Raw genomic sequence first — 24,563 nt, 5'->3', positions numbered from 1 at the left:
TCGACTTGCATGTGTTAGGCCTGCCGCCAGCGTTCAATCTGAGCCATGATCAAACTCTTCAATTTAAGTTTGGTTGCTTCGAAAAGCGGCTCAATGAATTGCTGAATTAACTGCTGCAACATAAAGTTGCTTTGGTCACTTCATCAGACATTGAAAATCAAAAATTGTTTTTGATGCTCGATGCTGTGAGTGCCCACACAGATTGCTTGATTCAAATTGTTAAAGAGCGACGCAACAGTTCGTTGCTGCGGGAGTGGAATTCTACTCAACCGCCTTCTCGAGTCAAGCCTTATTTTCAAAGGCTTTTCGAGGTTATCGACGAGGTTGTTTGCGTTGCCGCTTGCCCTGTCGATGGAGGCGCATTATAGGGAGTGAATTCGTTCTGGCAAGGCTAAATTGCATGTTTTTTTGATAAAACAGCACAACCGTTCAAACAACAAACAAAAAGAAGAAAGTTCGAGCTAAATCACACATTCTGGGGGCAGATGACAGGCAAGCCCCCTCTCAACTCATATAAGCCATTTCGGATTGTTGACGCGCCAGCCAAAGCTCCTCCATCTCCAACAAGGTTTGATAGATTTTTTCCGCCTGCTCTGGTCGGCTGAACAGATAGCCCTGCCCATACAAGTGGATATCGGTCAGAGATCGCAGTACATCCAACTGGGCCTGTGTCTCAATACCTTCACACACCAGACTCTTGCCCAACATGGATCCCATCCGACAAATATTGGCGACCAGTTCGGATGCCTCCATTGAGGTGTCAATGCCCTGTATAAAGGAGCGGTCGATCTTCACTTTGCTGACCGGTAACTTTTGCAGATAACTCAAAGATGAATAACCAGTACCAAAATCGTCCAATGCTAACAGTACCCCCTGCTGATTGAGATCCTGCATCAGTTGCAGCGAGTTCTTTACTTCCCGCATGGTAGTATCTTCGGTGACTTCCAGTACCAGACTGCTGGCAGGCAAATGGTGCTCCATCAATGCTTTTGCTACCAGTTTGAGCAGATTGCGCTGATACATACCCGGCGAGATATTCACGCACATCTGCAGATCGACCATTCCAAGCTGATGCCACTGATAAAGTTGCTCACAAGCAGTGTTAAGCACCCAACTGCCAACTCTCTCAGCGAGCTGAAACTCCTCAGCCACCATGATGACTTCATTCGGAGGAATAAAACCAAGCTCTGGATGACGCCACCTTAGTAAGGCCTCAACAGCTTCACAGCGTCCACTTTCAAGGTTGACGATGGGCTGGTAATAGAGTTCCAGCGCATTATGCTCCAGCGCCATAATCATGTCCGAGGCAAGATGCTTGCGCCGAGCCGTCTCGTTAAGCAGGGAGTTATCGTAAATCACATAGGGGACGTGGGTCTTGCGACTATGAAACAGAGCTTGTTCAGCACGACTCAATAACTCCTGTGTTTTGTCGCTGTCCATCGGATAGAAGGCAATCCCGATCCCCACCTCGAGCCGGAAGGGATAGTTATCATAGACGATATCTTGCTTCAGAGCGTGCAGCAGTCGCGCTACCAACTCCCTGACCTGACGCAGATCACTGCTACCACGCTGAATAATGGCAAATTGATCGCCCCCCAAACGACCACTCCACTCCCCTTCCTCACACAGCAATCTGATCCGTCTGGCCAATTCACTGAGCAAAAAATCGCCCGCATCATAACCAAACTTGCTGTTGATATCTCTGAAGTCGTTGATATCGACCAGAACCAGTCCGAAAGGCACCTCCTGAGTGGCACAGAGCTCCATCCGTTCCAGCAATGCCACCCGATTGGAGAGGCCAGTCAACGGGTCGCGCCTTGCGGCCCTAAAATGACGTCGAGCTTCATATATAAGAAGCGAACTAAGTAGTAAAACCGAGATCACCAACCCCGACACCATCAACAGCAGAGCATTACGTAATTGGCCAAAGTGGCGATCATTCTCTGAGTAGATGTTGATGTTCTTCTGCATAACGGAAGCTAGTGCATATGATAAAGGCTCCTGCAAGGGGGCCAGGCGCATCATTACTTGCTGGTAGACAGAGTCACCGCTCTGCAGTTTGGTAATAACAGGCTCTATATCACGAATGTTGTTTTCAATCAGTTGCACCAAGCGCAAGGTTTTCTGCTTGTCTTGCATGCTTTTACGCAACTGACCGCTCAACAGGATAGGGGTTCTGCTCCAGAGAATGTCATAACGCAGCATCAAGTCATTGTGCTCTATTCCACCATAATGGTAGACCTCTACAGCACTGAGGAAGCGCCCCAGTTCAAGCTGCAACTGCATCAGCGCCCAGGAGACATCATAGGTATATTTCTCCATTGCTCTGGTCGCATTCTGGATCTGAACCAGACAATAGAGGGTGCTCCCGGTAAATGACAGGATGGATACATACAGAATGACGAGCAGTGGCCACGCCCTGGTCTTTCCTTTCACCCCGTGCTCCCGTGACTCTTTTATCAGTGTTGGATATCTATCAGATCCAGCTGCCAAATCATCATGTCGGTATATTCAGAGCGCTTCAGCTCTGGATATTGATCAAGTGGCAACATAAACCAGAGCGGCCCCTTGTCACGAATCTTCATGGTTACCCCGTCATCTTCCCAAGCAAGAATAGGGTTATACTTGGCAACTTTGTCCCAGTTGATGCTGATCTGAAAACTGTTCAATGCTGTCAGGGTTATGCTCTTGCCATCAGCCCCCACTGCTGCCAGCACGTCTGCCACCTTGGGCCCTCTGTACTTGTGAGGTTTATCAACCCAAGGGTTGCTGGTGACTATCTCATATTGCGGCAATGCCTGCAGCGTGGCCAAGTCAAAAAGCACTTTGCCATCGACCTCATCTGCGGCTCTGATATTGCCGCTTACTTTCAAGATCACTGGTCCCTTGAGGGCCTCGGCAGCCAACAGCGGCATGGTAATCAATGCAAACAGCAGAGTTATCCATCTGAGCACCTTCATCTTTCCTCCATACACTTTTCTGCTATCAACAGACTCAGTTTAGTCAGATATAAAAAAACGGCCCGCCAAGGCGAGCCGTTTCTCAAACAGAGCCGGGATGATGATTACATCATGCCCATGCCGCCCATGCCACCCATATCAGGCATGGCTGGAGCATCTTTCTTCGGCAGCTCGGTCACCATGCACTCGGTGGTGATCATCAGGCCGGCGATAGAAGAGGCGAACTGCAGTGCAGAGCGAGTTACCTTGGTCGGATCCAGGATACCCATGGTCAGCATGTCGCCATACTGCTCGGTGTAAGCGTTGTAACCGAAGTTACCTTCACCGTTCTTCACTGCATTGGCAATGACGGAAGCTTCTTCACCGGCGTTGATGACGATTTGACGCAGCGGGGCTTCCATGGCGCGCAGGGCAACCTTGATACCGACGTTCTGGTCTTCGTTGTCACCGCGCAGGCCAGCCAGTTTGGCAGCAACGCGAACCAGCGCAACACCACCACCGGCAACCACACCTTCTTCAACCGCAGCACGGGTAGCATGCAGAGCATCTTCTACGCGAGCTTTCTTCTCTTTCATCTCGACTTCGGTAGCAGCACCGACCTTGATCACGGCAACACCGCCAGCCAGCTTGGCTACGCGCTCTTGCAGCTTCTCACGGTCGTAGTCGGAGGAGGTCTCTTCAATCTGCTGACGGATCTGGGCAACACGGCCTTCGATCACGCCTGCATCACCCACGCCATCGATGATGGTGGTGTTCTCTTTGGTGATGACGATGCGCTTGGCACGACCCAGATCTTCCAGCGTCGCTTTTTCCAGCTCCATGCCAACTTCTTCGGAGATGACGGTACCACCGGTCAGTACGGCGATATCCTGCAGCATGGCCTTGCGACGGTCACCGAAGCCCGGCGCCTTGACGGCAGCAACTTTCACGATGCCACGCATGGTGTTGACAACCAGAGTAGCCAGGGCTTCGCCCTCTACGTCTTCAGCAACGATCAGCAGCGGTTTGCCAGCTTTGGCAACACCTTCCAGCACCGGCAGCATTTCGCGGATGTTGGAGACTTTCTTGTCAACCAGCAGGATGAACGGGTCGTCCAGCTCGACAGAACCGGTTTCCTGTTTGTTGATGAAGTACGGAGAGAGGTAGCCGCGGTCGAACTGCATACCTTCAACAACAGCCAGCTCATCTTCCAGACCCTGACCATCTTCAACGGTGATGACGCCATCGCGACCCACTTTGTCCATGGCTTCAGCAATCAGCTTGCCCACTGTCTCGTCGGAGTTGGCGGAGATGGTGCCCACCTGAGCGATGGCATTGCTGTCAGCACACGGCTGGGACAGCGCCTGCAGCTCGGCAACGGCAGCCACCACGGCCTTGTCGATACCGCGTTTCAGATCCATCGGGTTCATGCCGGCGGCAACGGCTTTCAGACCTTCGTTGACGATCGCCTGAGCCAGAACGGTTGCAGTGGTAGTACCGTCACCCGCAGCGTCGTTCGCCTTGGAAGCAACTTCCTTGACCATCTGGGCGCCCATGTTCTGGAACTTGTCTTCCAGCTCGATTTCGCGCGCAACAGATACACCATCTTTAGTGATGGTCGGAGCGCCAAAGGACTTGTCCAGCACCACGTTGCGGCCTTTCGGGCCCAGAGTCACCTTGACGGCATCAGCCAGAATGTTGACACCTTCCAGCATCTTGATGCGAGCTTCGTTACCAAACTTGACGTCTTTAGCAGCCATTTTCTTCAATCCTTTCTATCAATTCGGGGAAAATCGGGGATGGATTACTCTTCGACAATCGCCAGGATGTCAGTCTCGGACAGGATCAGGACGTCCTGACCATCCAGCTTCTCGGTCTTCACTCCGTAGCCTTCGTTGAAGATAACCTTGTCACCAACCTTCACGGCCAGCGCTTTCACATCGCCATTATCCAGGATGCGACCAGTCCCCACGGCAAGCACTTCACCACGGGTGGACTTCTGGGCCGCAGTACCAGTCAAGACGATACCGCCGGCAGATTTGGCTTCAGCTTCGATGCGCTTGATGATGACGCGGTCGTGCAGTGGACGAATTTTCATCGATAACTCTCCCAAAATGAGTCTCATTGTTGCTTTGAGGAATGGCCGTTCCAGGCCAAATCAGATATGTCCCTGATGTGGGGCAGAGTTGCTAACCCTTCAAGGGCAAATACAAAAAAAATTTTTTCACGTACTATAAACATCTTCGATGGTTCAGCCATGTCCGCACTCTGGAGCAAGGTCGGTTCAAGCCGCCCGGTTTCCATGCCAGAACCTTCAAAGCCAGCTGTAGAGACGAGCCCTTGACCCGCACCAACCCCATGCTGACAGCCCCTATTCCGGTCGTACTGCGCCAGATGACGGGCCCCATGATCTTCGGCATCATCGCCATTCTGGCCTTCAATCTGGTCGATACCTTTTTTATCGGTATGCTGGGAACCGAAGCTCTGGCCGCCATCAGTTTTACTTTTCCTGTCACTTTTGTGGTCACCTCGCTGGCGATGGGATTGGGTGCCGGATTGTCAGCGGTGATCGGTCATACCCTGGGGCAGGGCAAACACGATGAGGCAGCCCATCTCGCCACCGACAGCCTGTTTCTGGCGGTGATCATGGTAGCCCTGCTCTCCGCGGGGGGGGCTCTCACCATCAAGCCTCTGTTTACTCTGTTGGGGGCCAGTGCCGAGCTTATCTCTCTCATCCATGACTACATGCTGATCTGGTATCTCACCGTCCCCATGCTGGTGCTGCCCATGGTGGGCAATGCCGCCATCCGGGCGACCGGCGATACTAAAACCCCCAGTCTGGTGATGGCAGTAGCCGGGCTGGTCAACGGGGTACTGGATCCTCTGTTGATCTTCGGTATCGGCCCCTTTCCCGAATGGGGGATCCGCGGGGCCGCCATCGCGACCTCTCTCTCCTGGTTGATGGCGATGCTGGTCAGCCTCTATATCCTGCGTCATCGGGAAGGCTTGCTGCTGTGGCGCCTCTCGCCGCGAGCGCGATTGCTAACCCACTGGCGGGCGCTGCTCCATGTCGCCGTCCCCGCCTCTTTTACCAATATGCTCAACCCCCTGGCCAATGCGGTGCTGATGACGATCTTTGCTGGACTGGGTACCGAGGTGGTGGCCGCTTACGGCGCCGCATCGCGGGTCGAGGCGCTGCTGCTGATTGTGATGATGGCCCTCGCCTCCGTACTGGCCCCCTTCATCTCGCAAAACTGTGGCGCCGGCAATCCGGCCCGCGCCAAAGCTGCACTGCAGAGCTGCATGAGTTTTGCGTTGCTGTTCCAGCTCGCCATCTATGGCCTGACCTGGCTACTGGCGCCACTCATCGCTAACCTGTTCAGCGATCATCCACAGGTCATCCGCCTGATTATTCTCTATCTGCATCTAGTGCCGATCGGTTACGGATTTCAGGGCATGGTGATGCTGCTGGCCTCGGCACTCAATGGCGTGCGGGCATCCAGTATTTCGTTCTTGTTCAACGGATTGCGACTGTTTGGTTTTCTGTTGCCAGGAGCCTGGCTGGGGGCAAAGCTGGGAGGAGAACAGGGGATATATCTGGGGATCTTGCTGGCCAATCTGGCGGCGGGCACCCTCACATGGTGGTATGCCCGGCACCGCTTCGAGGCGTTGTGCCATCAGGGTAAACCCTGATTCAGTCACTCACCTCGGGTTTTCGTTTCGTCGATTACTCTTTACGCTCACTCTTTGCGCTCAAATTCGCCTTCGATGGTGGTGCCGCCCTGCTTGGCGTTCCCCAGATGATCATCGGACGGTGCGTTGCCAAACGGCGATTGAGTACGCTGGAAACCGCCCATCTGCATCCGGAACTGGCTGCTGCCGATCAGCTTGTCAGCCAGTTTGTTGCGCAGCCAGGGTTGCAGCAACAGCACACCGAAAATGTCGGTCACGAAACCCGGGATAATCAGCAGCAGGCCCGCCAACGCCAGCATCATGCCCCCCATCACCTCGCGGCCCGGCATCTCGCCCATCTGCATCTTTTGCTGGGCGCTGAACAGGGTCTTGATCCCTTCACTGCGCACCAGCGAGGAGCCCAATACCGCAGTCAGTATGAGCAAGCCGACAGTCGGCAGCGCCCCGATTACCGAGCCGACCTCGATCATCACGGTGAGCTCCAGCACAACCAGACCCACCAACAACAAAAACAACTTGCCCATATCCACTCCAGCACCGGTAAATTGAGAAAAAGTGGCCCCATCCAACGATGGTCAGAGGCGATTTTGCCGCCCCGTCATCACCACTTTCTGCCCTGAATAAATGGGGGCCGTCCCCCCTTTTTCAAGTTGGTCAACTGACTCCTACGTCATCAGCAATCTAAAAAACCAGCAAAAAGTCACAAAAATATATAAAAATCATCACGATAAAAACTTCATAACATATGTGTACTTTCCTCAAAGTAATTTGAAAATGTCGCAAATTTAGTGATCCACCTCTAATAACCGATACCTCAATTGGAGTAGTATATTGATTAGTTTTTCGGGAGGTCACTCTCCCTACCGCCCCACTCGATGTGTGGTGCTTCAGGATGAGCTGTGCGCAAGGAACTCGCGACCACTCGGTGAGGATTTTTCCATTTATCTGATTTCTGAGGCATTACAATGAGCGACATCAAGAACGTCCGCATTGAAGAAGACTTGCTGGGCACCAAAGAAGTTTCCAATGATCTCTACTACGGTGTGCACACCCTGCGCGCTGTCGAGAACTTCAAGATCAGCTCTCAGAAGATTTCTGACGTTCCGGAATTTGTCCGCGGTATGGTGCTGACCAAGAAAGCTGCTGCACTGGCAAACGGCGAGCTCGGTACCATCCGTCCTGAAATTGCTGACAAGATCGTAGAAGCCTGCGACCTGATGCTGAACACAGGCAAGTGCTTCGACCAGTTCCCGGTCGACGTTTACCAGGGAGGTGCCGGCACCTCCGTCAACATGAACACTAACGAAGTACTGGCCAACATCGCCCTGGAAATCATGGGTCTGGAGAAAGGCCGTTACGACGTCATCAACCCGAACGACCACGTCAACAAGTGCCAGTCCACCAACGATGCTTACCCGACCGGTTTCCGCGTTGCTGTGGTCAACAGCACTGACGTGACTCTGCATGCTCTGGAAGCACTGATCGCCGCTTTTGATGCCAAAGCAGAAGAATTCAAGAAGATCCTGAAGATGGGGCGTACCCAACTGCAAGATGCGGTTCCGATGACCCTGGGTCAGGAGTTCCACGCATTCGCCGTGACCCTGCGTGAAGAGATCAAGTCCATCAAGCGTTGCCAGGAGCTGCTGCTGGAAGTGAACCTGGGCGCGACCGCCATCGGTACCGGTCTGAACACTCCGCCCGAGTACTCTGCACTGGCCATCAAGCGTCTGGCCGAGATCACCGGTCGTGCCTATGTACCGGCAGAAGATCTGATCGAAGCGACCTCCGACTGTGGCGCCTACGTCATGCTGCACGGCGCCATCAAGCGTCTGGCCATGAAGCTCTCCAAGATCTGTAATGACCTGCGTCTGCTCTCCTCCGGCCCGCGCACCGCACTGAAAGAGATCAACCTGCCGGAAATGCAGGCGGGCTCCTCCATCATGCCGGCCAAGGTCAACCCGGTTATCCCGGAAGTGGTCAACCAATCCTGCTTCAAGGTATTCGGTAACGACATCACCATCACCTTCGCCGCCGAAGCCGGTCAGCTGCAGCTGAACGTCATGGAGCCGGTGATTGGTCAGGCGATGTTCGAATCACTGAGCCTGATGGAAAAAGCCTGTATTTCCCTGCGCGAGAAGTGCGTGGAAGGTATCACCGCCAACCCGGAAATCTGCATGAATCACGTGCTGAACTCCATCGGTATCGTGACCTACCTGAACCCCTTCATCGGCCACCACGAAGGGGATATCGTCGGCAAGATCTGTGCCCAGACCGGCAAGAACGTCCGCGAAGTCGTTCTTGAGCGCGGCCTGCTGAGCGCCGAGCAGCTGGACGAAATTCTCTCCATCGAGAACCTGATGAACCCGCAATACAAAGCCAAGCGTTTCACCCGCGAAGCTGCCGTATAAGCGAGTGTGGGCCGGGATCTTCCCGGCCCATAAAGTCAGTTCCCGATTGGTCTTTATCCCCAGCCCGATCGGGAATTGGCTTTTTGCCAAATAAAAACCAAAAACTAAAAAATGGAGTTATCGCTATGATTGGAATCGAGTTACTTGTCGTGCTCGCCGCTATCTATCTGGGGGCCCGGATAGGCAGCATCGGCATCGGCTTTGCCGGTGGTCTGGGGGTACTGGTATTGACGTGGGGTCTGGGCATGCCCATCCCGAGCGATCAACTGGTCAGCTACATCCCCTGGGATGTGATCATGATCATCGCGTCCGTCATCTGTGCCATCGCCTGTATGCAACTGGCTGGCGGGATGGACTATCTGGTCTTCCTGGCAGAAAAAGCGCTGCGCAAGAACCCCAAATACATCACCTTCGCCGCCCCGGTGGTCACCTATCTGATGACCATGCTGGCCGGTACCGGTCATACCGCCTTCTCCACCCTGCCGGTGATCGCGGAAGTGGCCAAAGAGCAGGGGATCCGTCCGTCCCGTCCGCTCTCCATCGCAGTTGTCGCCTCCCAGATCGCCATCACAGCTTCCCCGATCTCTGCCGCTGTGGTTGCCTTCTCCGGTATGCTCGAGCCGTTTGGTGTTGACTACCTGACCCTGCTGGCCATCTGCATCCCCTCTACCTTCCTGGCCTGTATCCTGGGCGCCTTCATTGCCAACATGATGGGCAAGCCGCTGGAGCAGGACGAAGTCTATCTGGAGCGCAAAGCCAAGGGTCTGATCAAACTGCGTGGTACTACCAAGCTCGAGATCAAACCGTACGCCAAGCTGTCGGTCTGGATCTTCATCGCCGCCATCGTTGCTGTCATGGCTTATGCCACTGCCATCTCCGGTAAAGTGGGCCTGATCACCAACCCGCCGATCCCCCGTGACGGCGCCATCATGGGCATCATGCTGGCCGCGGCCACCATCATGACCCTGGTGTGCAAACTGGACGCCACCCAGGTCACCAACATGCCGACCTTCAAGTCCGGTATGTCCGCCTGTATCTGCGTACTGGGTGTGGCCTGGCTGGGTAACGTCTTCGTTAAAGGCAACATGGACACCATCCAGCTGATCGCTGGCGACCTGCTGAACCAGTACTCCTGGCTGCTGGCTGTGGTGCTGTTCTTCGCTGCCATGCTGCTCTATTCACAAGGCGCCACTACCAAAGCGTTGATGCCTGCCGCACTGGCACTGGGTGTCAGCCCGCTGACTGCGATTGCCTCTTTCGCAGCCGTGAGCGCCCTGTTCGTACTACCGACCTACCCGACTCTGCTGGCCGCGGTAGAGATGGACGACACCGGCTCCACCCGTATCGGTAAGGCGGTCTTCAACCATCCCTTCTTCGTACCGGGCACCGCCACCATCGCCATCGCCGTGGCACTGGGCTTCTTCTTCGGCGGCATCCTGCTGTAATCCTATCGTCTGCCGATTACCAAACAAAAATCCCCGCCAGTTGGCGGGGATTTTTTTATCTCTTTACTCTGTACTTGGCTTGGCTGTCTGGCAGCGAGAGACCTGACGTATTATCCGGATGGCTCAACCACGGCGACAGCAGACACCACAACAGCGTGCCAGCGGCGCTATAACCACCGCGGCCGGATTGCCGGAGCGATAGACCACCATGGTACTCAGCACCACGCCAGAAGGCGGGAGCCTTCGGATCAGACCGGATCCAGGGTATCCAGCGGCCAGCGCGGCACGGCTTTGACCACCAGCGGTTCGAACACGCCCGCTTTCAGGCGCTGCATACCGGCGTAAGCGATCATGGCGCCGTTATCAGTGCAATATTCAGTGCGCGGATAGAACACCTCGCCCTTGAGGCTCTCCATCAGCTCCGCCAGCTGGGCACGCAGATGACGGTTGGCACTGACGCCACCGGCGACCACCAGACGCGTGAGACCGGTCTCTTTCAAGGCACGACGGCACTTGATGGCCAGAGTATCGACCACCGCATCTTCAAACGCCCGAGCGATATCGGCACGGGTCTGCTCATCATCACCATTGGCGGAGATGGTGTTGGCGGTGAAGGTCTTGAGGCCGGAGAAGCTCATGTCGAGCCCTGGGCGATCAGTCATGGGACGGGGGAAGTGGAAACGTCCGGTGGTGCCCTTCTCGGCCAGACGGGAGAGCAGCGGGCCGCCCGGATAATCCAGCCCCATCAGCTTGGCGGTCTTGTCGAACGCCTCGCCAGCGGCATCATCGATGGATTCCCCCAACAGCTGATAGCTGCCGATACCGTCAACCCGCACCAGCATGGAGTGACCACCGGAGACCAGCAGCGCCACGAAGGGAAACTCGGGGGCTTTCTCTTCCAGCATGGGGGCCAGCAAGTGCCCTTCCATATGGTGGACGGCGATAGCAGGCTTGTTCCATGCCATCGCCAGCGAACGACCAATAGTGGCGCCCACCAGAATGGCGCCCACCAGACCAGGACCCGCGGTATACGCGATGCCGTCGATGTCATCTTTGCCCAGTCCCGCCTCTTGCAATGCGGCCTGGATCAACGGGATCGTCTTGCGAACATGATCCCGGCTGGCGAGCTCGGGGACGACGCCACCGTAGTCCGCATGCAGCTTGACCTGGCTGTATAACTGATGGGAAAGGATCCCTTTTTGATCGTCGAAGATCGCGATCCCGGTTTCGTCACAGGATGTCTCTATGCCCAATACACGCATTGCTAAAAATTTTCACTGCTAAAATGAGACGGCTATGGTAACCTTCGCGGGTTTTTTAAACCAGAGCGATCTCTGCGGGTTTACTTTCATTCCCTGTCCAGAGTATAATTTCGCACCATTTTAAGACATGCTGATCGATTGAAGATCAGCTAACAATTTATCACTGAGGTGAAAGGCACATGCCAGTAATCAAAGTCCGTGAAAATGAGCCGTTTGACGTTGCTCTGCGTCGCTTCAAGCGTTCTTGCGAAAAAGCCGGTATCCTGTCCGAAGTTCGTAGCCGTGAGTTCTACGAGAAGCCGACTACCATTCGTAAGCGCGCCAAAGCGTCTGCTGTCAAGCGTCACGCCAAGAAGCTGTCTCGCGAAAACGCACGTCGTATCCGCCTGTACTAATCAAGGGATCATGCCGTGTCTCTGAAGGATCAACTCAAGGATCAGCAAAAGCTCGCCATGCTTGCCAAAGACAAGCCGCGGTTGGGCGCTATCCGATTGTTGATGGCAGAAATCAAGCAGCGTGAAGTCGATACCCGTGTCGAGCTCAATGATGAGGATATCCTCGCTGTCGTGACCAAGATGGTCAAACAGCGCCGCGATTCCATCAGCCAATTTGAAGCTGCCGGTCGCCAGGATCTAGCCGACAAAGAGTCCGCCGAGATCGTTGTGCTGCAGGAGTTCCTGCCACAACAACTGACCGCAGACGAAATTGCCGCCCTGATCGAGCAAGCCATCGCCGAGAGCGGTGCTGCCGTCATGGCTGACATGGGTAAAGTCATGGCTGTCTTGAAGCCAAAAATTCAGGGACGTGCCGATGTCGGCGCCGTCAGTGCTCAGGTGAAAACCCGCTTGGCGTAACAGGCAAACTCTTGTTTGGTCGAAGAAGCCGTGCTTCCTTGTGAATGCGCGGCTTTTTTATTTTCTATCGCAGTGAAACAGGACGGTTATGGCAGGCAGGATCCCCCAATCCTTTATCGACGATCTGCTCGCACGCACAGACATAGTCGAGCTGATCGACTCGCGAGTGCGGCTGAAAAAAGCCGGTAAGAACTACCAGGCTTGCTGCCCTTTTCATAACGAAAAAAGCCCCTCTTTTACCGTCAGCCAGGAGAAGCAGTTCTACCACTGTTTCGGTTGTGGCGCCCACGGCAACGCCATCGGCTTTGTCATGGAATACGACGGCCTCGAATTTCCCGATGCCATCGAAGAGCTCGCCAGCATGCAGGGCATGCAAGTGCCTCGCGAGCAGAGCATAGGTGGTTCAGCCAGCTCCCAACCCGCAGTCAGCAAGGATCTGTTCGAGCTGATGAACCAGATCGCCCGCTTCTACGCGAGCAATCTGAAGAGCGCTCCCCATGCAGTGGAATACCTCAAGGGACGCGGCCTGACCGGTGAAGTAGTCAAACGCTTCAACATCGGTTATGCACCCAGCGATTGGGATCAGGTGCGCCGCCGCTTTGGTGCCAGCCGGGATCACGAGCAACTGCTTATCTCGGGTGGCATGCTCATCACTCGTGAAAATGGCGGTGGCAGCTACGATCGTTTCCGCGATCGCATCATGTTTCCGATCCGCGACAAGCGTGGCCGGGTCATCGGCTTCGGTGGCCGGGTGCTGGGTGATGGCACGCCCAAGTATCTGAACTCGCCGGAGACCCCCATATTCCATAAAGGGCGAGAGCTGTTCGGTCTCTATGAAGTGAAGCAGGCACACAAGGATCCGCGCCGGATCCTTGTAGTGGAAGGTTACATGGATGTGGTGGCACTCGGCCAGTACGACATCGACTATGCGGTGGCTGCGCTGGGTACTGCAACAACCAGTGATCATATCCACACCCTGTTTCGCACCACCGCCGAAGTGGTCTGCTGCTACGACGGTGACAACGCCGGTCGTGAAGCGGCCTGGCGGGCGCTGGATAATGCCCTCCCCCATCTGCAGGATGGCCGCGAGCTGAAGTTCGTGTTCCTGCCCGATGGCGAGGATCCCGACTCGTTGGTACGGCAGATCGGCAAGGAGGGATTTGAAGCCCTGCTCGATGAAGCTCAACCGTTCGCCGACTTCATGTTCGAGCGTCTCAGCCGGGATGCCGCCCTCTCCGGTGAGGCAGGCAAGTTCGAAGTGGCCAACAAGGCCGCCGAGCTTATTCGTCGCGTACCGGAAGGGTTTACCCGCGAAGGGTTGATCACCCGTCTATCCAGCATGATGCGCTGGGGTGAGAACAAGCAGCGTATCACCGAACTGTTTGCCCGCAATAGTCAGCCCAAAACCGAGGTCAACAAACCCAAGGCTGCCAAGCTAACGCCACTGCGGCGTGCGCTGGCGCTGATGGTGCAATATCCGGCAGTGACGGCCGAGCTTCCCCCCATGCCTGAGTTAGCTGGACTGCGCGTGCAGGGCATCAAGTTCCTGCTACAACTGCACCAGCAGATCCTGGCACAGCCCGGTATCACTACTGGTATCCTGCTGGAACACTGGCGTGGCACCAAGGAGGGGGACATTCTCGCCCAGCTGGCAATGCACGACCTGTTCGAGGAGATCAAACTCGATCAGGAACCCGATATTCTCGGGGAGTTGCAGGATACCTTTGTTGGCTTCATCAATATGTTTCTTAAACAGCGGATCGAAGAATTACAGACCAAAGTGGCTCAGGAAGGACTAAGCTCCGAAGAAACCCAAGAGCTGGTAATGCTGCTCAGAGAGGTGCAAATTGAGAAAAGAAATGAGAGTGGGGCTTGATATTTGAGTGATTAGTCCCAATATGGATAGCGTTGCCCGAATCGACGGGATGAAAAGCAAAAAATTTATAACCGCCTGGCGCAGACAATACTGCGGGCAGGGGTTTCTCATGACCGACGCCGCAACCAGACATAGCATGTCTGGCGGTTTTCTATTAGAATTGGCTATTTGCGCAGCAGCGCACTGTACGCGCAACCTAGCAGCACCAACCGGATGAGTTCTATGGAGCAAACCCCGCAGTCTCAGCTTAAACTCCTCGTTGCCAAAGGTAAAGAACAGGGCTACCTGACCTATGCCGAGGTGAACGATCACCTCCCGCAAGATATTGTCGATTCAGACCAGATCGAAGACATCATTCAGATGATCAACGATATGGGCATTCAAGTGGTTGAAAACGCTCCGGATGCCGATGACTTGATCATGGCTGAAGGGGGTACCGCCGATGAGGACGCTGCCGAAGCAGCGGCCCAGGCTCTGGCATCTGTTGAATCCGAGATTGGTCGCACGACCGATCCCGTCCGCATGTACATGCGAGAAATGGGTACCGTCGAACTGCTGACCCGTGAAGGCGAAATCGACATCGCCAAGCGGATCGAAGACGGTATCAACCAGGTACAAAGCTCCGTAGCCGAGTATCCTGAAGCAATTACTTACCTGCTCGAACAGTACGACAAGTACGAAGCCGAACAGCTGCGTCTCTCTGACATCATCTCTGGCTTTATTGACCCGAACGAAACTGAAGATATGGCGCCTACCGCCACGCATATCGGTTCCGAACTGGGCGAAGACGATCTGGCCGATGAAGATGAAGAGGACGAAGAAGACGAAGACGAAGATGGCGACAGCTCTGACGACGACGGTGATGGTGGTCCGGATCCGGAAGTCGCTCGCGAGAAGTTTGGCGAACTGCGTGCCCAGTATGAAGTGACTCGCCTCTCCATTCAGAAGAATGGTCGCGCACACGAAGATACCCAGGCCGCCATCGCCCAGCTGGCCGATGTATTCCGTCAATTCCGCCTGATGCCCAAGCAGTTCGATCGCTTGGTCAACAACATGCGCGAGATGATGGAGCGCGTCCGCGTGCAGGAACGGATCATCATGAAGCTCTGCGTTGAGCAGGCCAAGATGCCGAAGAAAACCTTCGTCGCGGCCTTCACCAACAACGAGTGTGAAACTGCCTGGTTTGAATATCAGAAGCAGGCAGGCAAAGCTTGGTCTCCCCGTTTGGTTGAAATGGACGAGGATATCCAGCGCGCCATCGGCAAGCTGCAGCAGATTGAAGAAGAGACCGGCCTGTCGATTGCCCAGATCAAGGATATCAACCGTCGCATGAGCATCGGTGAGGCCAAAGCCCGCCGAGCGAAGAAAGAGATGGTTGAGGCCAACTTGCGTCTGGTTATCTCTATCGCCAAGAAGTACACCAACCGCGGTCTGCAGTTCCTGGATCTGATCCAGGAGGGCAACATCGGTCTGATGAAGGCGGTAGACAAGTTTGAATACCGTCGTGGCTACAAGTTCTCGACCTATGCAACTTGGTGGATCCGTCAGGCCATTACCCGCTCCATCGCGGATCAGGCCCGTACCATCCGTATCCCGGTACACATGATCGAGACCATCAACAAGCTCAACCGTATCTCCCGTCAGATGCTGCAGGAGATGGGGCGCGAACCGAACCCGGAAGAGCTGGCCATGCGCATGGGCATGCCGGAAGACAAGATCCGCAAGGTACTGAAGATCGCCAAAGAGCCGATCTCCATGGAGACGCCCATCGGTGATGATGAAGATTCCCACTTGGGCGACTTTATCGAAGATACCACCCTGGCTCTGCCAGCGGATGCGGCGACCAGCGAAAGCCTGCGCAACGCCACCCGCGAAGTGCTGGCTGGCCTGACCGCCCGTGAAGCCAAGGTACTGCGGATGCGTTTCGGTATCGACATGAACACTGACCACACCCTAGAGGAAGTGGGCAAACAGTTCGACGTTACCCGTGAGCGTATTCGTCAGATCGAAGCCAAGGCACTGCGCAAACTGCGCCACCCGAGCCGCTCGGAAGTGCTGCGCAGCTTCCTGGACGAATAGTCCTGACCCTGTGTCAAACTACTCTGCCAAAGCCCCGCCATGCGGGGCTTTGTTTTGTCTGGCATTTACCCTTGCGACCCTCTTTGCGCCCTCAATCAAGCTGGACAATTAGTCGCCAAGTGGTTGATATGCCTATAGACTGCCCTTTCCTCTTCCCCTATAATCCACGCCGCTAAACGCACAATTTGGCCCCTTAGCTCAGTTGGTCAGAGCAGTCGACTCATAATCGATTGGTCGTGGGTTCAAGTCCCCCAGGGGCCACCAAATTGAAAAAGGCCGCTCATGATGAGTGGCCTTTTTGCATCTGCGGATCGAGCAATGTCCCGTGATAAGCTCGAGGAGGCCATAGAAAAGACCCGCCATGGGCGGGTCTGGGCAGGGTCTGGATCAGGCGCCTCACTAAGAAACAAGGAGCCTAATGCTGAGCCTCAGGTTTGCTCGTTGCTGCCGCTCTGGATGGATGAGCGACTCCCGATGGCAGGCAGCATCCGGGTAACCAGATTGCTGCGCTGGCGCCAGGAGGTGAAGACGATGGCCAGCAGATGCAGACCAATCAGTCCCTGCAGCGCCACCACGCACCACTCATGCCACTCGTCAGCCCCCAGTTCAAATCCCGTCTCGGTATTCTGAAACCAGCCGCTGCCTGCTGTCGCCAGCACGACCAGCCAGAGCGCCCACACAGCCAGCTTGCCGCTGCCGTGATGACCCGGTGCCGGAGGCTGCCGCTCACGCATCTCGCGCGCTTGCTGGCGAAAATCCTCACCGCTGGGGATTAAGGCACTAAGGCGAGCGTAGCCACGGGCGAAAGTGAGCCCCCAGAGCAGACGCAAGGAGACCAGCCCAATGGCGCCGTAACCCAGCCACTCGTGCCACTCCTCCCCCGCTTCGTTAGCCCAGAGGTTGCCGATACAGATCGCCGCCACACCCCAATGGGTCAGGCGAACCACAGCATCCCAGCGAAAGGGATCACCCTTTTTGCTTGGCATACTTGTGATACTCCTTCTTCAGGTCGTTGACCTTGGCCAGGTGCTCGCGCGCCTTGGCTTCGTCACCGGCCTTGAGCGCAGCCAGGCTGGCATCCAGCTCGGTCTGTACCTCATTCATGCCTTCGAGGAACTTCTCCTTCTTGGCGGCAGGCATGTTCTTCTGCTTGGCCACATCCAGCTGGGCCTTCATCTCGTTGATGTGCTTCTCCATGGTAGCCGGATCATCAGCCTTGACCGCCTGCTTGTAGTTGAAGCCAATCTTCTTCATCGGCTGTTCCAGATCGCCAGCCATGGCAGGCAACGCGATCAGACCGAACATCAGAGGCAGCAGCAGGGGGCGAACAGTTTTCAACATGGGATTTCCTTATATAACAACATGCTCAAATTATTAGGGTCACCTATGAATCCAAACAGGAATTCATCACCAGCATAATGCCATGACTCATGGTGAAGCGTTTGTGAAAAATGATGTTTTTTGTGGCAAATGGTGACAAGAGTGCCTCGCTTGTTAACCACAGCAACATGAATGCATCGACAATCAGGCACTTTTCGGCATAAAAAAACCCCGCCATTGGCGGGGCTTGTCACTGCGGGTATCGGCTATCAGCCTGCCTGCTGTTCACGCTCGATGGCGCGCCAGCCGATGTCATTGCGATAGAAGACACCGTCCCACTGGATACGGGCAGCCAGCTGATAGGCACGCTGCTGCGCTTCAGCCACTGTATGGCCCAGCGCAGTCGCGCACAGCACGCGGCCACCGGCGGTCACTACGGTATCGCCCTCAAGGCGGGTACCCGCGTGGAATACCTTCTCGCCGCTCGCCTCTTCCACCGGCAGACCGCTAATGGCCTTGCCCTGCTGGTAGTCGCCGGGATAACCGCCAGCAGCCAGCACCACACCAATGGCTACGCGGGGGTCATAATTCGCTTCCACCTGATCCAGCTTGCCGGCACAGGCGGCCAGACAGAGCTCCACAAGATCGGAGCGCATCCGCAGCATGATGGGCTGGGTCTCGGGATCACCAAAGCGGCAGTTGAACTCGATCACCTTGGGATTGCCTGCACCGTCGATCATCAGGCCAGCGTAGAGGAAACCGGTGTAGACGTTGCCCTCAGCCGCCATACCGCGCACGGTCGGCATAATCACCTGCTCCATCACCTTGCGGTGCACTTCATCAGTCACCACAGGCGCCGGCGAATAGGCGCCCATCCCGCCAGTATTGAGGCCGGTATCGCCATCCCCCACCCGCTTGTGATCCTGACTGGTGGCCATCGGCAGCACATGCTCGCCATCGACCATGACGATGAAGCTCGCCTCTTCCCCTTCCAGAAACTCCTCGATCACCACCCGGGCACCGGCGTCGCCAAAGGCATTGCCGGAGAGCATATCGCGCACGGCCTCTTCGGCCTCGGTCAGGGTCATCGCCACGATAACCCCCTTACCTGCGGCCAGACCATCGGCCTTGATGACGATGGGCGCTCCCTTCTCGCGCAGATAGGCCAGCGCGGGCTCCACCTCGGTGAAGTTCTGGTACTCGGCAGTCGGGATGGCGTGACGGGCCAGGAAATCCTTGGCAAAGGCCTTGGAGCCCTCCAGCTGAGCAGAAGCCGCGGTCGGACCGAAGATGGCCAGCCCCTCGGCACGGAAGGCATCGACCACCCCTTTCACCAGCGGCGCTTCCGGGCCAACGATGGTCAGACCGATGCGCTGCTCCTTGGCAAACGCCAGCAGAGCTGGAATATCGGTAGCTGCGATAGCCACGTTCTCGATACTCCCTTCGTGCGCGGTGCCAGCATTGCCGGGGGCGACGAAGACCCGGGTCACCAGAGGGGATTGCTTGGCCTTCCAGGCCAGGGCGTGTTCGCGGCCACCATTGCCAATGATCAGTACTTTCATCGTATCGCTCGCTTCTATGTGGGTCACAGGCTTCCGCCAGAGGGAAGCCGGTCGCAATAGTCAGTGGAAAAGAGACAACAAAAGGGCCGCCCATGGCGGCCCTGATCCATCAGTGACGGAAGTGGCGCATGTTGGTGAAGACCATGCACATACCGTGTTCGTTGGCGGCGTCGATCACCTCCTGATCGCGCATCGAGCCACCCGGCTGGATCACGCAAGAGATACCGGCCTGCGCGGCAGCATCAATACCGTCGCGGAACGGGAAGAAGGCATCGGAGGCCATCACGGAGCCCGCCACGGTCAACCCTTCATCAGCCGCCTTGATACCGGCGATTTTAGCGGAGTAGACGCGGCTCATCTGGCCGGCGCCGACACCGATGGTCTGGCCATCTTTGGCGTAGACAATGGCGTTGGATTTGACGAACTTGGCAACTTTCCAGCAGAACAACAAATCTTGCAGCTCGGCCTCAGTCGGCTGGCGCTTGCTGACCACGGTCAGGTCACCCAGCGTCACCATGCCGAGGTCCCGCTCCTGCACCAGCAAGCCGCCGTTGACGCGCTTGAGGTCAAACCCTTGCGCCGGGGCCGTCCACTGACCGCATTCGAGCAGACGCACGTTCTGCTTGGCGGCGACCGCGTCGCGGGCCTCCTGGCTGACGGTTGGGGCAATGATCACCTCAACAAACTGACGCTCGACGATGGCCTTGGCGGTGGCGCCATCCAGCTCACGGTTGAAGGCTATGATGCCGCCGAAAGCAGAGGTGGGGTCGGTCTGGTAAGCGCGATCGTAGGCACTCAGCAGGTCGTTACCGATGGCCACGCCACACGGGTTGGCATGCTTGACGATGACGCAGGCCGGCTCGTCGAACTCCTTCACGCACTCCAGCGCCGCGTCAGTGTCGGCGATGTTGTTGTAGGAGAGCGCCTTGCCCTGCAACTGGGTCGCGCTGGAGACAGAACCCGGCGCGGCATGCTCTTCGGCGTAGAAAGCGGCAGCCTGATGGCTGTTTTCGCCGTAGCGCATGTCCTGCTTCTTGATGAACTGGCTGTTGAAGGTGCGCGGGAAGCGGGACTCCTCATCACCCTCCTTGTTGTCGCCATAAGAGGGCACCATGGTGCCGAAGTAGTTAGCGATCATACCGTCGTAGGCAGCGGTGTGCTCGAAGGCTTTGATCGCCAGATCGAAACGGGTCGCCAGTTTCAGACTGTTGCCGTTGGCATCCATTTCGCGAATAACCCGATCATAGTCGGCAGCTTTGACGACGATAGCGACATCTTTATGGTTTTTGGCGGCAGAACGCACCATGGTCGGGCCGCCGATGTCGATGTTCTCGACCGCATCGGCCAGGGTGCAGCCCGCTTTGGCCACGGTGGCAGCAAACGGGTAGAGGTTGACGACAACCATGTCGATGGGGGAGATAGCGTGCTGGGCCATGATGGCGTCATCCTGATCCCGACGGCCGAGGATGCCGCCATGAACCTTGGGATGCAGGGTCTTGACCCGGCCATCCATCATTTCAGGGAAACCCGTGTAGTCGGAGACCTCGGTCACCGGCAGACCCGCCTCGCCAAGCAGCTTGGCGGTACCGCCCGTGGAGAGCAGGGCAACACCACGCTCGTTGAGTGCCTTGGCAAATTCCAGAATGCCAGTTTTGTCAGACACACTCAGCAGTGCACGGCGAATGGGTCGAGCTTGTTCCATCACACTATCGTCCTCAACATAACGGGGACCGTTCCATGGGAGGCGAGGCTCAACACAGAGAGTCCCCAAATAAATGGAAGTGGGGGATTTCGCAAACCACTCTCGCCCCGACATCCGGCAAAAGCGTTTTAGGAAATGCCCGCTTGGTGCGGCGCTCTGTTATGGGCGCGTATTCTACACAAAAAATGTGACCTGTGGTGGATTTTTTGAAACAGCAAAGCCTTATTTGGCGCGGCGTTAAACGTTTTCCAATTGATTTTCTCGAAACGTTTGCACTTTCAGTGTTTTATGGGAAAAAGGGTCGCCAGGAGATGTTTATCTGCCCCTTTTATGCCCTTGGCTGGCAATCCATGGGCAAAGGGGTGATAGTGGATTCCGGTTTTTGTGGCGGCATACATTCAAGGGGAGAGAGAGCATGTATCGGATCGGTGAACTGGCCAAGGCGTGCGGGGTCAAGGCAGATACCCTGCGTTTTTACGAGAAGAACGGGCTTATCTCACCGGGGATCCGCAACGAATCCGGCTACCGCCTCTACAGTGAACAGGACAAGCGGCGGCTGGAGTTCATCATTCGCGCCAAGTCGGTGGGCTTCTCCCTTGCAGATATCGGCGAGCTGCTCGACCTCGATACCAACAAGGCCAAAGTCACCTGTCAGGAGGTGAAAGCAGTGGCCGACACCAAGCTGGCCCAAGTGGAGCAGAAGATCATCGAACTGACCCGCTTTCGCGACAACCTGCGCGAGCTCTCCAATATCTGCTGCGGCGGCCCCCGCTCGGCGGAGCACTGCGCCATCCTCGAGACGCTGGAATCTGGCGCCCCGGCCCATCACGAGCATCACAGCCACGGCCAGCATGACCCGGTTCATGGCTGACATGGTATGCCTGACTGAGCGTGCCTGGCTCAGTGTGACTGACTCGACGGCGCCGACGCATTGCTCCGGCGGCGATTTGGTAACAAAATCGCCGCGTTTTTAACCGGAGCCAGTGCATCCGGTTGCCGAGCGCTAGCCTGAACAGGCGCCCGCAGCGAAAACAGCCATCCAGACACAAGAATCAACACACCAAGAGAAAAGAAGAGGAGCCATCATGGCCAAGATCCGGGTCGACCAACCCGCCCTCCCCCGTGAGGAAAATGCGCAAGGGGGCTGCTATGCCCATCAGCGCGGCGAGATAAAGGATAACCATCTTCATGCCCTGCTCTGTGATCCCCTGTTTCGCAGCCGGGTCGAGCGCAACAAGAAGGGCAAGGGGAGTTACCAGCGCAAGGCCAAATTCGGCAAGCGGTGGGAGCCCGGCCAACAGCAGATGTTCCGCGTCTGCTGCTGAGCGGGTTCCTTCCGACCATAAACAATCAGGGCGCCAATGGCGCCCTGATTGTTATCTCGAAACACGGTTCGCCAAAACTGCCTCACGACCTGTTGCGAGAAGCTGTCAGCGAGGTGAAGAGCAGCGCAGGAACCGGAGCGTATAGATATACGTGAGGCTTCCGAGCAGCGCATGAACCTTGATCACGGCTTCGCAGCCAGATCGTGAGCCAGTTTTCACTCATCCATAAACAGTTCGAGCAATACGTTGAGATAGCGATGGCCGAGAGAAGTGAGCTGCCAGCTATCCCCCAGATCCTCGATAAGCTCCTTGCTTTGGGCGATGGCGAGCACCGTCTCTACCCGCTCCAGCGGCAGGCCGGTATAGGCCTCGAACTCCGCCTTGGGAGCAGGTTCAAACAGGCGGAAGCGGTTCATGAAGTATTCGAGCGGCAGATCGTCTGCCGTCACCTGCCACTGCTCGTCCAGATAGGGGCGACTCTTGTCCAGATACCCTTTCGGATGCTTCAGCTTGGCAGTGCGCAGGATCTGCTGATCCGCGAGATCGGTCACCTTGCCGTGAGCGCCACAGCCGATCCCCAGATAGTCGCCGAAGCGCCAGTAGTTGAGGTTGTGATGGCACTGATAGCCCTCTTTGGCGTAAGCCGAGATTTCGTACTGGCGATAACCGCTGGCGGTAAGCATAGCGTGGCCCTGCTCGTAGATGTCCCACAGGGTGTCATCTTCCGGCAGCTTGGGTGGTTTGGAGGCAAATGCCGTGTTCGGCTCTATGGTGAGCTGATACCAGGAGAGGTGCGGTGGGGCACAGTCGATAGCCTGCTGCAGGTCATAAAGGGCATCATCCAGACTCTGATCCGGCAGACCGTGCATCAGATCCAGATTGAAAGTGGGCAACTTGATGGCGTGGGCCAGTGCGGCGGCCTTGCGCGCCTCTTCCGGGCCGTGAATGCGGCCGAGGCGGGTCAGCTTCTCCTGCTGGAAGCTCTGCACCCCGATGGAGATACGGTTGATGCCGGCACGCTGGAAACCGGCAAACTTGTCCGCTTCCACCGTGCCCGGGTTAGCCTCCATGGTGATCTCGCAATCTGCGGTGAGCGGAATGCGGGCCCGCACCCCGTCCAGCAAGGTTTGCATCGCCTCCACCGTCAACAGGCTGGGGGTGCCGCCGCCAATAAAGATCGAGGAGAGCGGCCGCCCCTGCGCCCACTTCAGATCCTGATCCAGATCCTCCAGCAGGGCGGCGACATATTCGAGGTGAGGCAACTCCCCCTTCTGGGCATGGGAGTTGAAGTCACAGTAAGGGCACTTCTGGACGCACCAGGGCACATGAATATAGAGAGAGAGCGGCGGCAGTTGCAGCATGGGGCTTCCAATAAAACGGGGGCTCAAGGCCCCCATTGTAGATGACTATGTGTAATTGACCGTGTGTAACCGACAAGGTGGCGAAGTGACTCAGTGCGCCGCAGCCAGCGCCGCTTTGAGTTTGGCCAGCGCCTGACCGCGATGGCTCAGCTGGTTTTTCAGCTCGGCGGGCATCTGGGCGGCGGTGCAGTCGTGATCCGGCACGAAGAAGACCGGGTCATAGCCAAAACCGTGCTGACCGCGTGGCTCGTCGATGATCATCCCTTCCCAGCTCGCCTGACAGATGATGGGAGTGGGATCGTCGGCGTGGCGCATATAGACCAGCACACACCAGAAGCGGGCGCTCTTCAGGTACTCGGGGGCACCTTGCAGCTCGCCGAGCAGCTTCTCGATGTTGGCCTTGTCACCGGCACCCACACCGGCAAAACGGGCGGAGTAGACGCCGGGTCGCCCTTGCAGCAGATCGACTTCCAGACCGGAATCATCGGCCACGGCTGGCAAACCGGTAATACGGGAGGCGTGGCGGGCCTTGATGATGGCATTCTCGACGAAGGTGGTGCCGGTCTCATCGGCATCGGAGACCGCAAACTCGCTCTGTGGGATCACCTGGATCTTCATATCGGCCAGCATGGCGGCCAATTCCTTCACCTTTTTTTGGTTACCTGTTGCCAGGACAAGCTTGTTCATCGAGCACCTCCGCAAAAATAATCTGCGCATTCTATGCGGCGCAAGCGTTT

Annotated in this window: 21 protein-coding genes, 1 tRNA gene and 1 rRNA gene; 10 read left to right on the top strand and 13 right to left on the bottom strand. The window is 56.4% G+C overall.

Annotated features, from left to right (window positions below; translation table 11 throughout):
* The 5 genes from G5367_RS11030 to G5367_RS11010 form a co-directional block, all read right to left on the bottom strand.
* Positions 1-65: ribosomal RNA gene (locus G5367_RS11030) — 16S ribosomal RNA — on the bottom strand; the annotation flags it as partial.
* A 439-nt stretch (positions 66-504) separates the two neighbouring features.
* Positions 505-2,436 carry a putative bifunctional diguanylate cyclase/phosphodiesterase gene (locus G5367_RS11025; RefSeq protein WP_216980143.1) on the bottom strand — a complete coding sequence of 644 codons (1,932 nt, stop codon included), beginning with the start codon at positions 2,434-2,436 and terminating at the stop codon, positions 505-507.
* A gap of 23 nt (positions 2,437-2,459) precedes the next feature.
* Entirely contained in the window at positions 2,460-2,960 is a 501-nt protein-coding gene (locus tag G5367_RS11020; protein ID WP_421244011.1) for a molybdopterin-binding oxidoreductase, read from the bottom strand.
* A 104-nt stretch (positions 2,961-3,064) separates the two neighbouring features.
* Positions 3,065-4,699 (bottom strand): chaperonin GroEL, encoded by a 1,635-nt coding sequence (groL, locus tag G5367_RS11015; RefSeq protein ID WP_421244012.1) that lies wholly within the window; start codon positions 4,697-4,699, stop codon positions 3,065-3,067.
* Positions 4,700-4,743: 44 nt separating this feature from the next.
* Positions 4,744-5,037 carry a co-chaperone GroES gene (locus G5367_RS11010; protein ID WP_005309514.1) on the bottom strand — a complete coding sequence of 98 codons (294 nt, stop codon included), beginning with the start codon at positions 5,035-5,037 and terminating at the stop codon, positions 4,744-4,746.
* 260 nt (positions 5,038-5,297) lie between these two features.
* Between G5367_RS11010 and G5367_RS11005 the strand changes: the two genes are divergently transcribed.
* Positions 5,298-6,632 carry an MATE family efflux transporter gene (locus G5367_RS11005; RefSeq protein ID WP_421244091.1) on the top strand — a complete coding sequence of 445 codons (1,335 nt, stop codon included), beginning with the start codon at positions 5,298-5,300 and terminating at the stop codon, positions 6,630-6,632.
* A 47-nt stretch (positions 6,633-6,679) separates the two neighbouring features.
* Here the strand turns inward: G5367_RS11005 and G5367_RS11000 are convergent, their stop codons facing one another.
* Positions 6,680-7,156 (bottom strand): FxsA family protein, encoded by a 477-nt coding sequence (locus G5367_RS11000; protein ID WP_005340570.1) that lies wholly within the window; start codon positions 7,154-7,156, stop codon positions 6,680-6,682.
* A 441-nt stretch (positions 7,157-7,597) separates the two neighbouring features.
* Here G5367_RS11000 and aspA point away from each other — a divergent pair, with 441 nt between their 5' ends.
* Positions 7,598-9,040 (top strand): aspartate ammonia-lyase, encoded by a 1,443-nt coding sequence (gene aspA, locus G5367_RS10995; protein ID WP_005341227.1) that lies wholly within the window; start codon positions 7,598-7,600, stop codon positions 9,038-9,040.
* Positions 9,041-9,165: 125 nt separating this feature from the next.
* Positions 9,166-10,485 (top strand): anaerobic C4-dicarboxylate transporter, encoded by a 1,320-nt coding sequence (locus tag G5367_RS10990; RefSeq protein WP_021229055.1) that lies wholly within the window; start codon positions 9,166-9,168, stop codon positions 10,483-10,485.
* Positions 10,486-10,733: 248 nt separating this feature from the next.
* Here G5367_RS10990 and tsaD read toward each other — a convergent pair whose 3' ends face one another.
* Positions 10,734-11,747: a tRNA (adenosine(37)-N6)-threonylcarbamoyltransferase complex transferase subunit TsaD gene (gene tsaD, locus G5367_RS10985; protein WP_266134779.1), complete on the bottom strand. Its 1,014-nt coding sequence runs from the start codon at positions 11,745-11,747 to the stop codon at positions 10,734-10,736.
* A 179-nt stretch (positions 11,748-11,926) separates the two neighbouring features.
* Between tsaD and rpsU the strand changes: the two genes are divergently transcribed.
* The 5 genes from rpsU (at position 11,927) to G5367_RS10960 (ending at position 16,820) form a co-directional block, all read left to right on the top strand.
* Complete coding sequence (gene rpsU / locus G5367_RS10980) at positions 11,927-12,142, top strand: 30S ribosomal protein S21 (RefSeq protein WP_005309452.1); 216 nt, start codon at positions 11,927-11,929, stop codon at positions 12,140-12,142.
* Positions 12,143-12,157: 15 nt separating this feature from the next.
* The gene (locus G5367_RS10975; protein WP_005341238.1) at positions 12,158-12,601 is read left to right on the top strand and encodes a GatB/YqeY domain-containing protein; all 444 of its coding nucleotides are present in this window, start codon (positions 12,158-12,160) and stop codon (positions 12,599-12,601) included.
* An 88-nt stretch (positions 12,602-12,689) separates the two neighbouring features.
* Complete coding sequence (gene dnaG / locus G5367_RS10970; protein ID WP_421244013.1) at positions 12,690-14,477, top strand: DNA primase; 1,788 nt, start codon at positions 12,690-12,692, stop codon at positions 14,475-14,477.
* 183 nt (positions 14,478-14,660) lie between these two features.
* On the top strand, positions 14,661-16,556 hold the full coding sequence (gene rpoD, locus G5367_RS10965; RefSeq protein WP_288728916.1) for an RNA polymerase sigma factor RpoD: 1,896 nt from the start codon (positions 14,661-14,663) through the stop codon (positions 16,554-16,556).
* 187 nt (positions 16,557-16,743) lie between these two features.
* Positions 16,744-16,820 (top strand) — tRNA-Ile (locus G5367_RS10960).
* Positions 16,821-16,984: 164 nt separating this feature from the next.
* Here G5367_RS10960 and G5367_RS10955 read toward each other — a convergent pair.
* The 4 genes from G5367_RS10955 to purH all read right to left on the bottom strand — a co-directional run bounded on the left by G5367_RS10955 (position 16,985) and on the right by purH (position 21,140).
* Complete coding sequence (locus G5367_RS10955) at positions 16,985-17,542, bottom strand: cytochrome b/b6 domain-containing protein (protein ID WP_421294308.1); 558 nt, start codon at positions 17,540-17,542, stop codon at positions 16,985-16,987.
* Positions 17,523-17,897, bottom strand: coding sequence for a cytochrome b562 (locus G5367_RS10950; RefSeq protein WP_216980126.1), 375 nt, complete (start codon positions 17,895-17,897; stop codon positions 17,523-17,525). The genes G5367_RS10955 and G5367_RS10950 overlap by 20 nt, the downstream gene beginning before the upstream one ends.
* Positions 17,898-18,145: 248 nt before the next feature.
* The gene (purD, locus tag G5367_RS10945) at positions 18,146-19,438 is read right to left on the bottom strand and encodes a phosphoribosylamine--glycine ligase (RefSeq protein ID WP_216980125.1); all 1,293 of its coding nucleotides are present in this window, start codon (positions 19,436-19,438) and stop codon (positions 18,146-18,148) included.
* Between the two features lie 109 nt (positions 19,439-19,547).
* On the bottom strand, positions 19,548-21,140 hold the full coding sequence (gene purH, locus G5367_RS10940; protein ID WP_216980124.1) for a bifunctional phosphoribosylaminoimidazolecarboxamide formyltransferase/IMP cyclohydrolase: 1,593 nt from the start codon (positions 21,138-21,140) through the stop codon (positions 19,548-19,550).
* A gap of 415 nt (positions 21,141-21,555) precedes the next feature.
* Between purH and zntR the strand changes: the two genes are divergently transcribed.
* Together zntR and G5367_RS10930 are read left to right on the top strand one after the other, a co-directional pair.
* Complete coding sequence (gene zntR / locus G5367_RS10935) at positions 21,556-22,011, top strand: Zn(2+)-responsive transcriptional regulator (protein ID WP_421294305.1); 456 nt, start codon at positions 21,556-21,558, stop codon at positions 22,009-22,011.
* A gap of 214 nt (positions 22,012-22,225) precedes the next feature.
* Positions 22,226-22,465 (top strand): alternative ribosome-rescue factor A, encoded by a 240-nt coding sequence (locus G5367_RS10930; RefSeq protein WP_234916489.1) that lies wholly within the window; start codon positions 22,226-22,228, stop codon positions 22,463-22,465.
* A gap of 215 nt (positions 22,466-22,680) precedes the next feature.
* On the opposite strand, the gene hemW is transcribed toward G5367_RS10930, so the two are convergent.
* Positions 22,681-23,826 carry a radical SAM family heme chaperone HemW gene (gene hemW / locus G5367_RS10925; RefSeq protein WP_421244015.1) on the bottom strand — a complete coding sequence of 382 codons (1,146 nt, stop codon included), beginning with the start codon at positions 23,824-23,826 and terminating at the stop codon, positions 22,681-22,683.
* Between the two features lie 90 nt (positions 23,827-23,916).
* Entirely contained in the window at positions 23,917-24,513 is a 597-nt protein-coding gene (rdgB, locus tag G5367_RS10920) for an RdgB/HAM1 family non-canonical purine NTP pyrophosphatase (RefSeq protein ID WP_139461316.1), read from the bottom strand.
* Positions 24,514-24,563 lie beyond the last annotated feature (50 nt).

Origin of the sequence: Aeromonas sp. 604282 (assembly GCF_049170575.1) — a bacterium.
GTDB classification, from domain to species: Bacteria; Pseudomonadota; Gammaproteobacteria; order Enterobacterales; family Aeromonadaceae; genus Aeromonas; species Aeromonas veronii_A.
The sequence above is the reverse complement of the archived record's forward strand: the minus strand, read 5'-3'. Positions and strand labels throughout refer to the sequence as shown.

Excerpts from the sequence above, each read along its gene's own strand:
- G5367_RS11020 (WP_421244011.1), bottom strand. The coding sequence starts at position 2,960 with ATGAAGGTGCTCAGATGGATAACTCTGCTGTTTGCATTGATTACCATG.
- groL (WP_421244012.1), bottom strand. The coding sequence starts at position 4,699 with ATGGCTGCTAAAGACGTCAAGTTTGGTAACGAAGCTCGCATCAAGATG.
- G5367_RS11010 (WP_005309514.1), bottom strand. The coding sequence starts at position 5,037 with ATGAAAATTCGTCCACTGCACGACCGCGTCATCATCAAGCGCATCGAA.
- G5367_RS11005 (WP_421244091.1), top strand. The coding sequence starts at position 5,298 with ATGCTGACAGCCCCTATTCCGGTCGTACTGCGCCAGATGACGGGCCCC.
- G5367_RS11000 (WP_005340570.1), bottom strand. The coding sequence starts at position 7,156 with ATGGGCAAGTTGTTTTTGTTGTTGGTGGGTCTGGTTGTGCTGGAGCTC.
- aspA (WP_005341227.1), top strand. The coding sequence starts at position 7,598 with ATGAGCGACATCAAGAACGTCCGCATTGAAGAAGACTTGCTGGGCACC.
- G5367_RS10990 (WP_021229055.1), top strand. The coding sequence starts at position 9,166 with ATGATTGGAATCGAGTTACTTGTCGTGCTCGCCGCTATCTATCTGGGG.
- tsaD (WP_266134779.1), bottom strand. The coding sequence starts at position 11,747 with ATGCGTGTATTGGGCATAGAGACATCCTGTGACGAAACCGGGATCGCG.
- rpsU (WP_005309452.1), top strand. The coding sequence starts at position 11,927 with ATGCCAGTAATCAAAGTCCGTGAAAATGAGCCGTTTGACGTTGCTCTG.
- dnaG (WP_421244013.1), top strand. The coding sequence starts at position 12,690 with ATGGCAGGCAGGATCCCCCAATCCTTTATCGACGATCTGCTCGCACGC.
- G5367_RS10955 (WP_421294308.1), bottom strand. The coding sequence starts at position 17,542 with ATGCCAAGCAAAAAGGGTGATCCCTTTCGCTGGGATGCTGTGGTTCGC.
- G5367_RS10950 (WP_216980126.1), bottom strand. The coding sequence starts at position 17,897 with ATGTTGAAAACTGTTCGCCCCCTGCTGCTGCCTCTGATGTTCGGTCTG.
- purD (WP_216980125.1), bottom strand. The coding sequence starts at position 19,438 with ATGAAAGTACTGATCATTGGCAATGGTGGCCGCGAACACGCCCTGGCC.
- purH (WP_216980124.1), bottom strand. The coding sequence starts at position 21,140 with ATGGAACAAGCTCGACCCATTCGCCGTGCACTGCTGAGTGTGTCTGAC.
- zntR (WP_421294305.1), top strand. The coding sequence starts at position 21,556 with ATGTATCGGATCGGTGAACTGGCCAAGGCGTGCGGGGTCAAGGCAGAT.
- G5367_RS10930 (WP_234916489.1), top strand. The coding sequence starts at position 22,226 with ATGGCCAAGATCCGGGTCGACCAACCCGCCCTCCCCCGTGAGGAAAAT.
- hemW (WP_421244015.1), bottom strand. The coding sequence starts at position 23,826 with ATGCTGCAACTGCCGCCGCTCTCTCTCTATATTCATGTGCCCTGGTGC.
- rdgB (WP_139461316.1), bottom strand. The coding sequence starts at position 24,513 with ATGAACAAGCTTGTCCTGGCAACAGGTAACCAAAAAAAGGTGAAGGAA.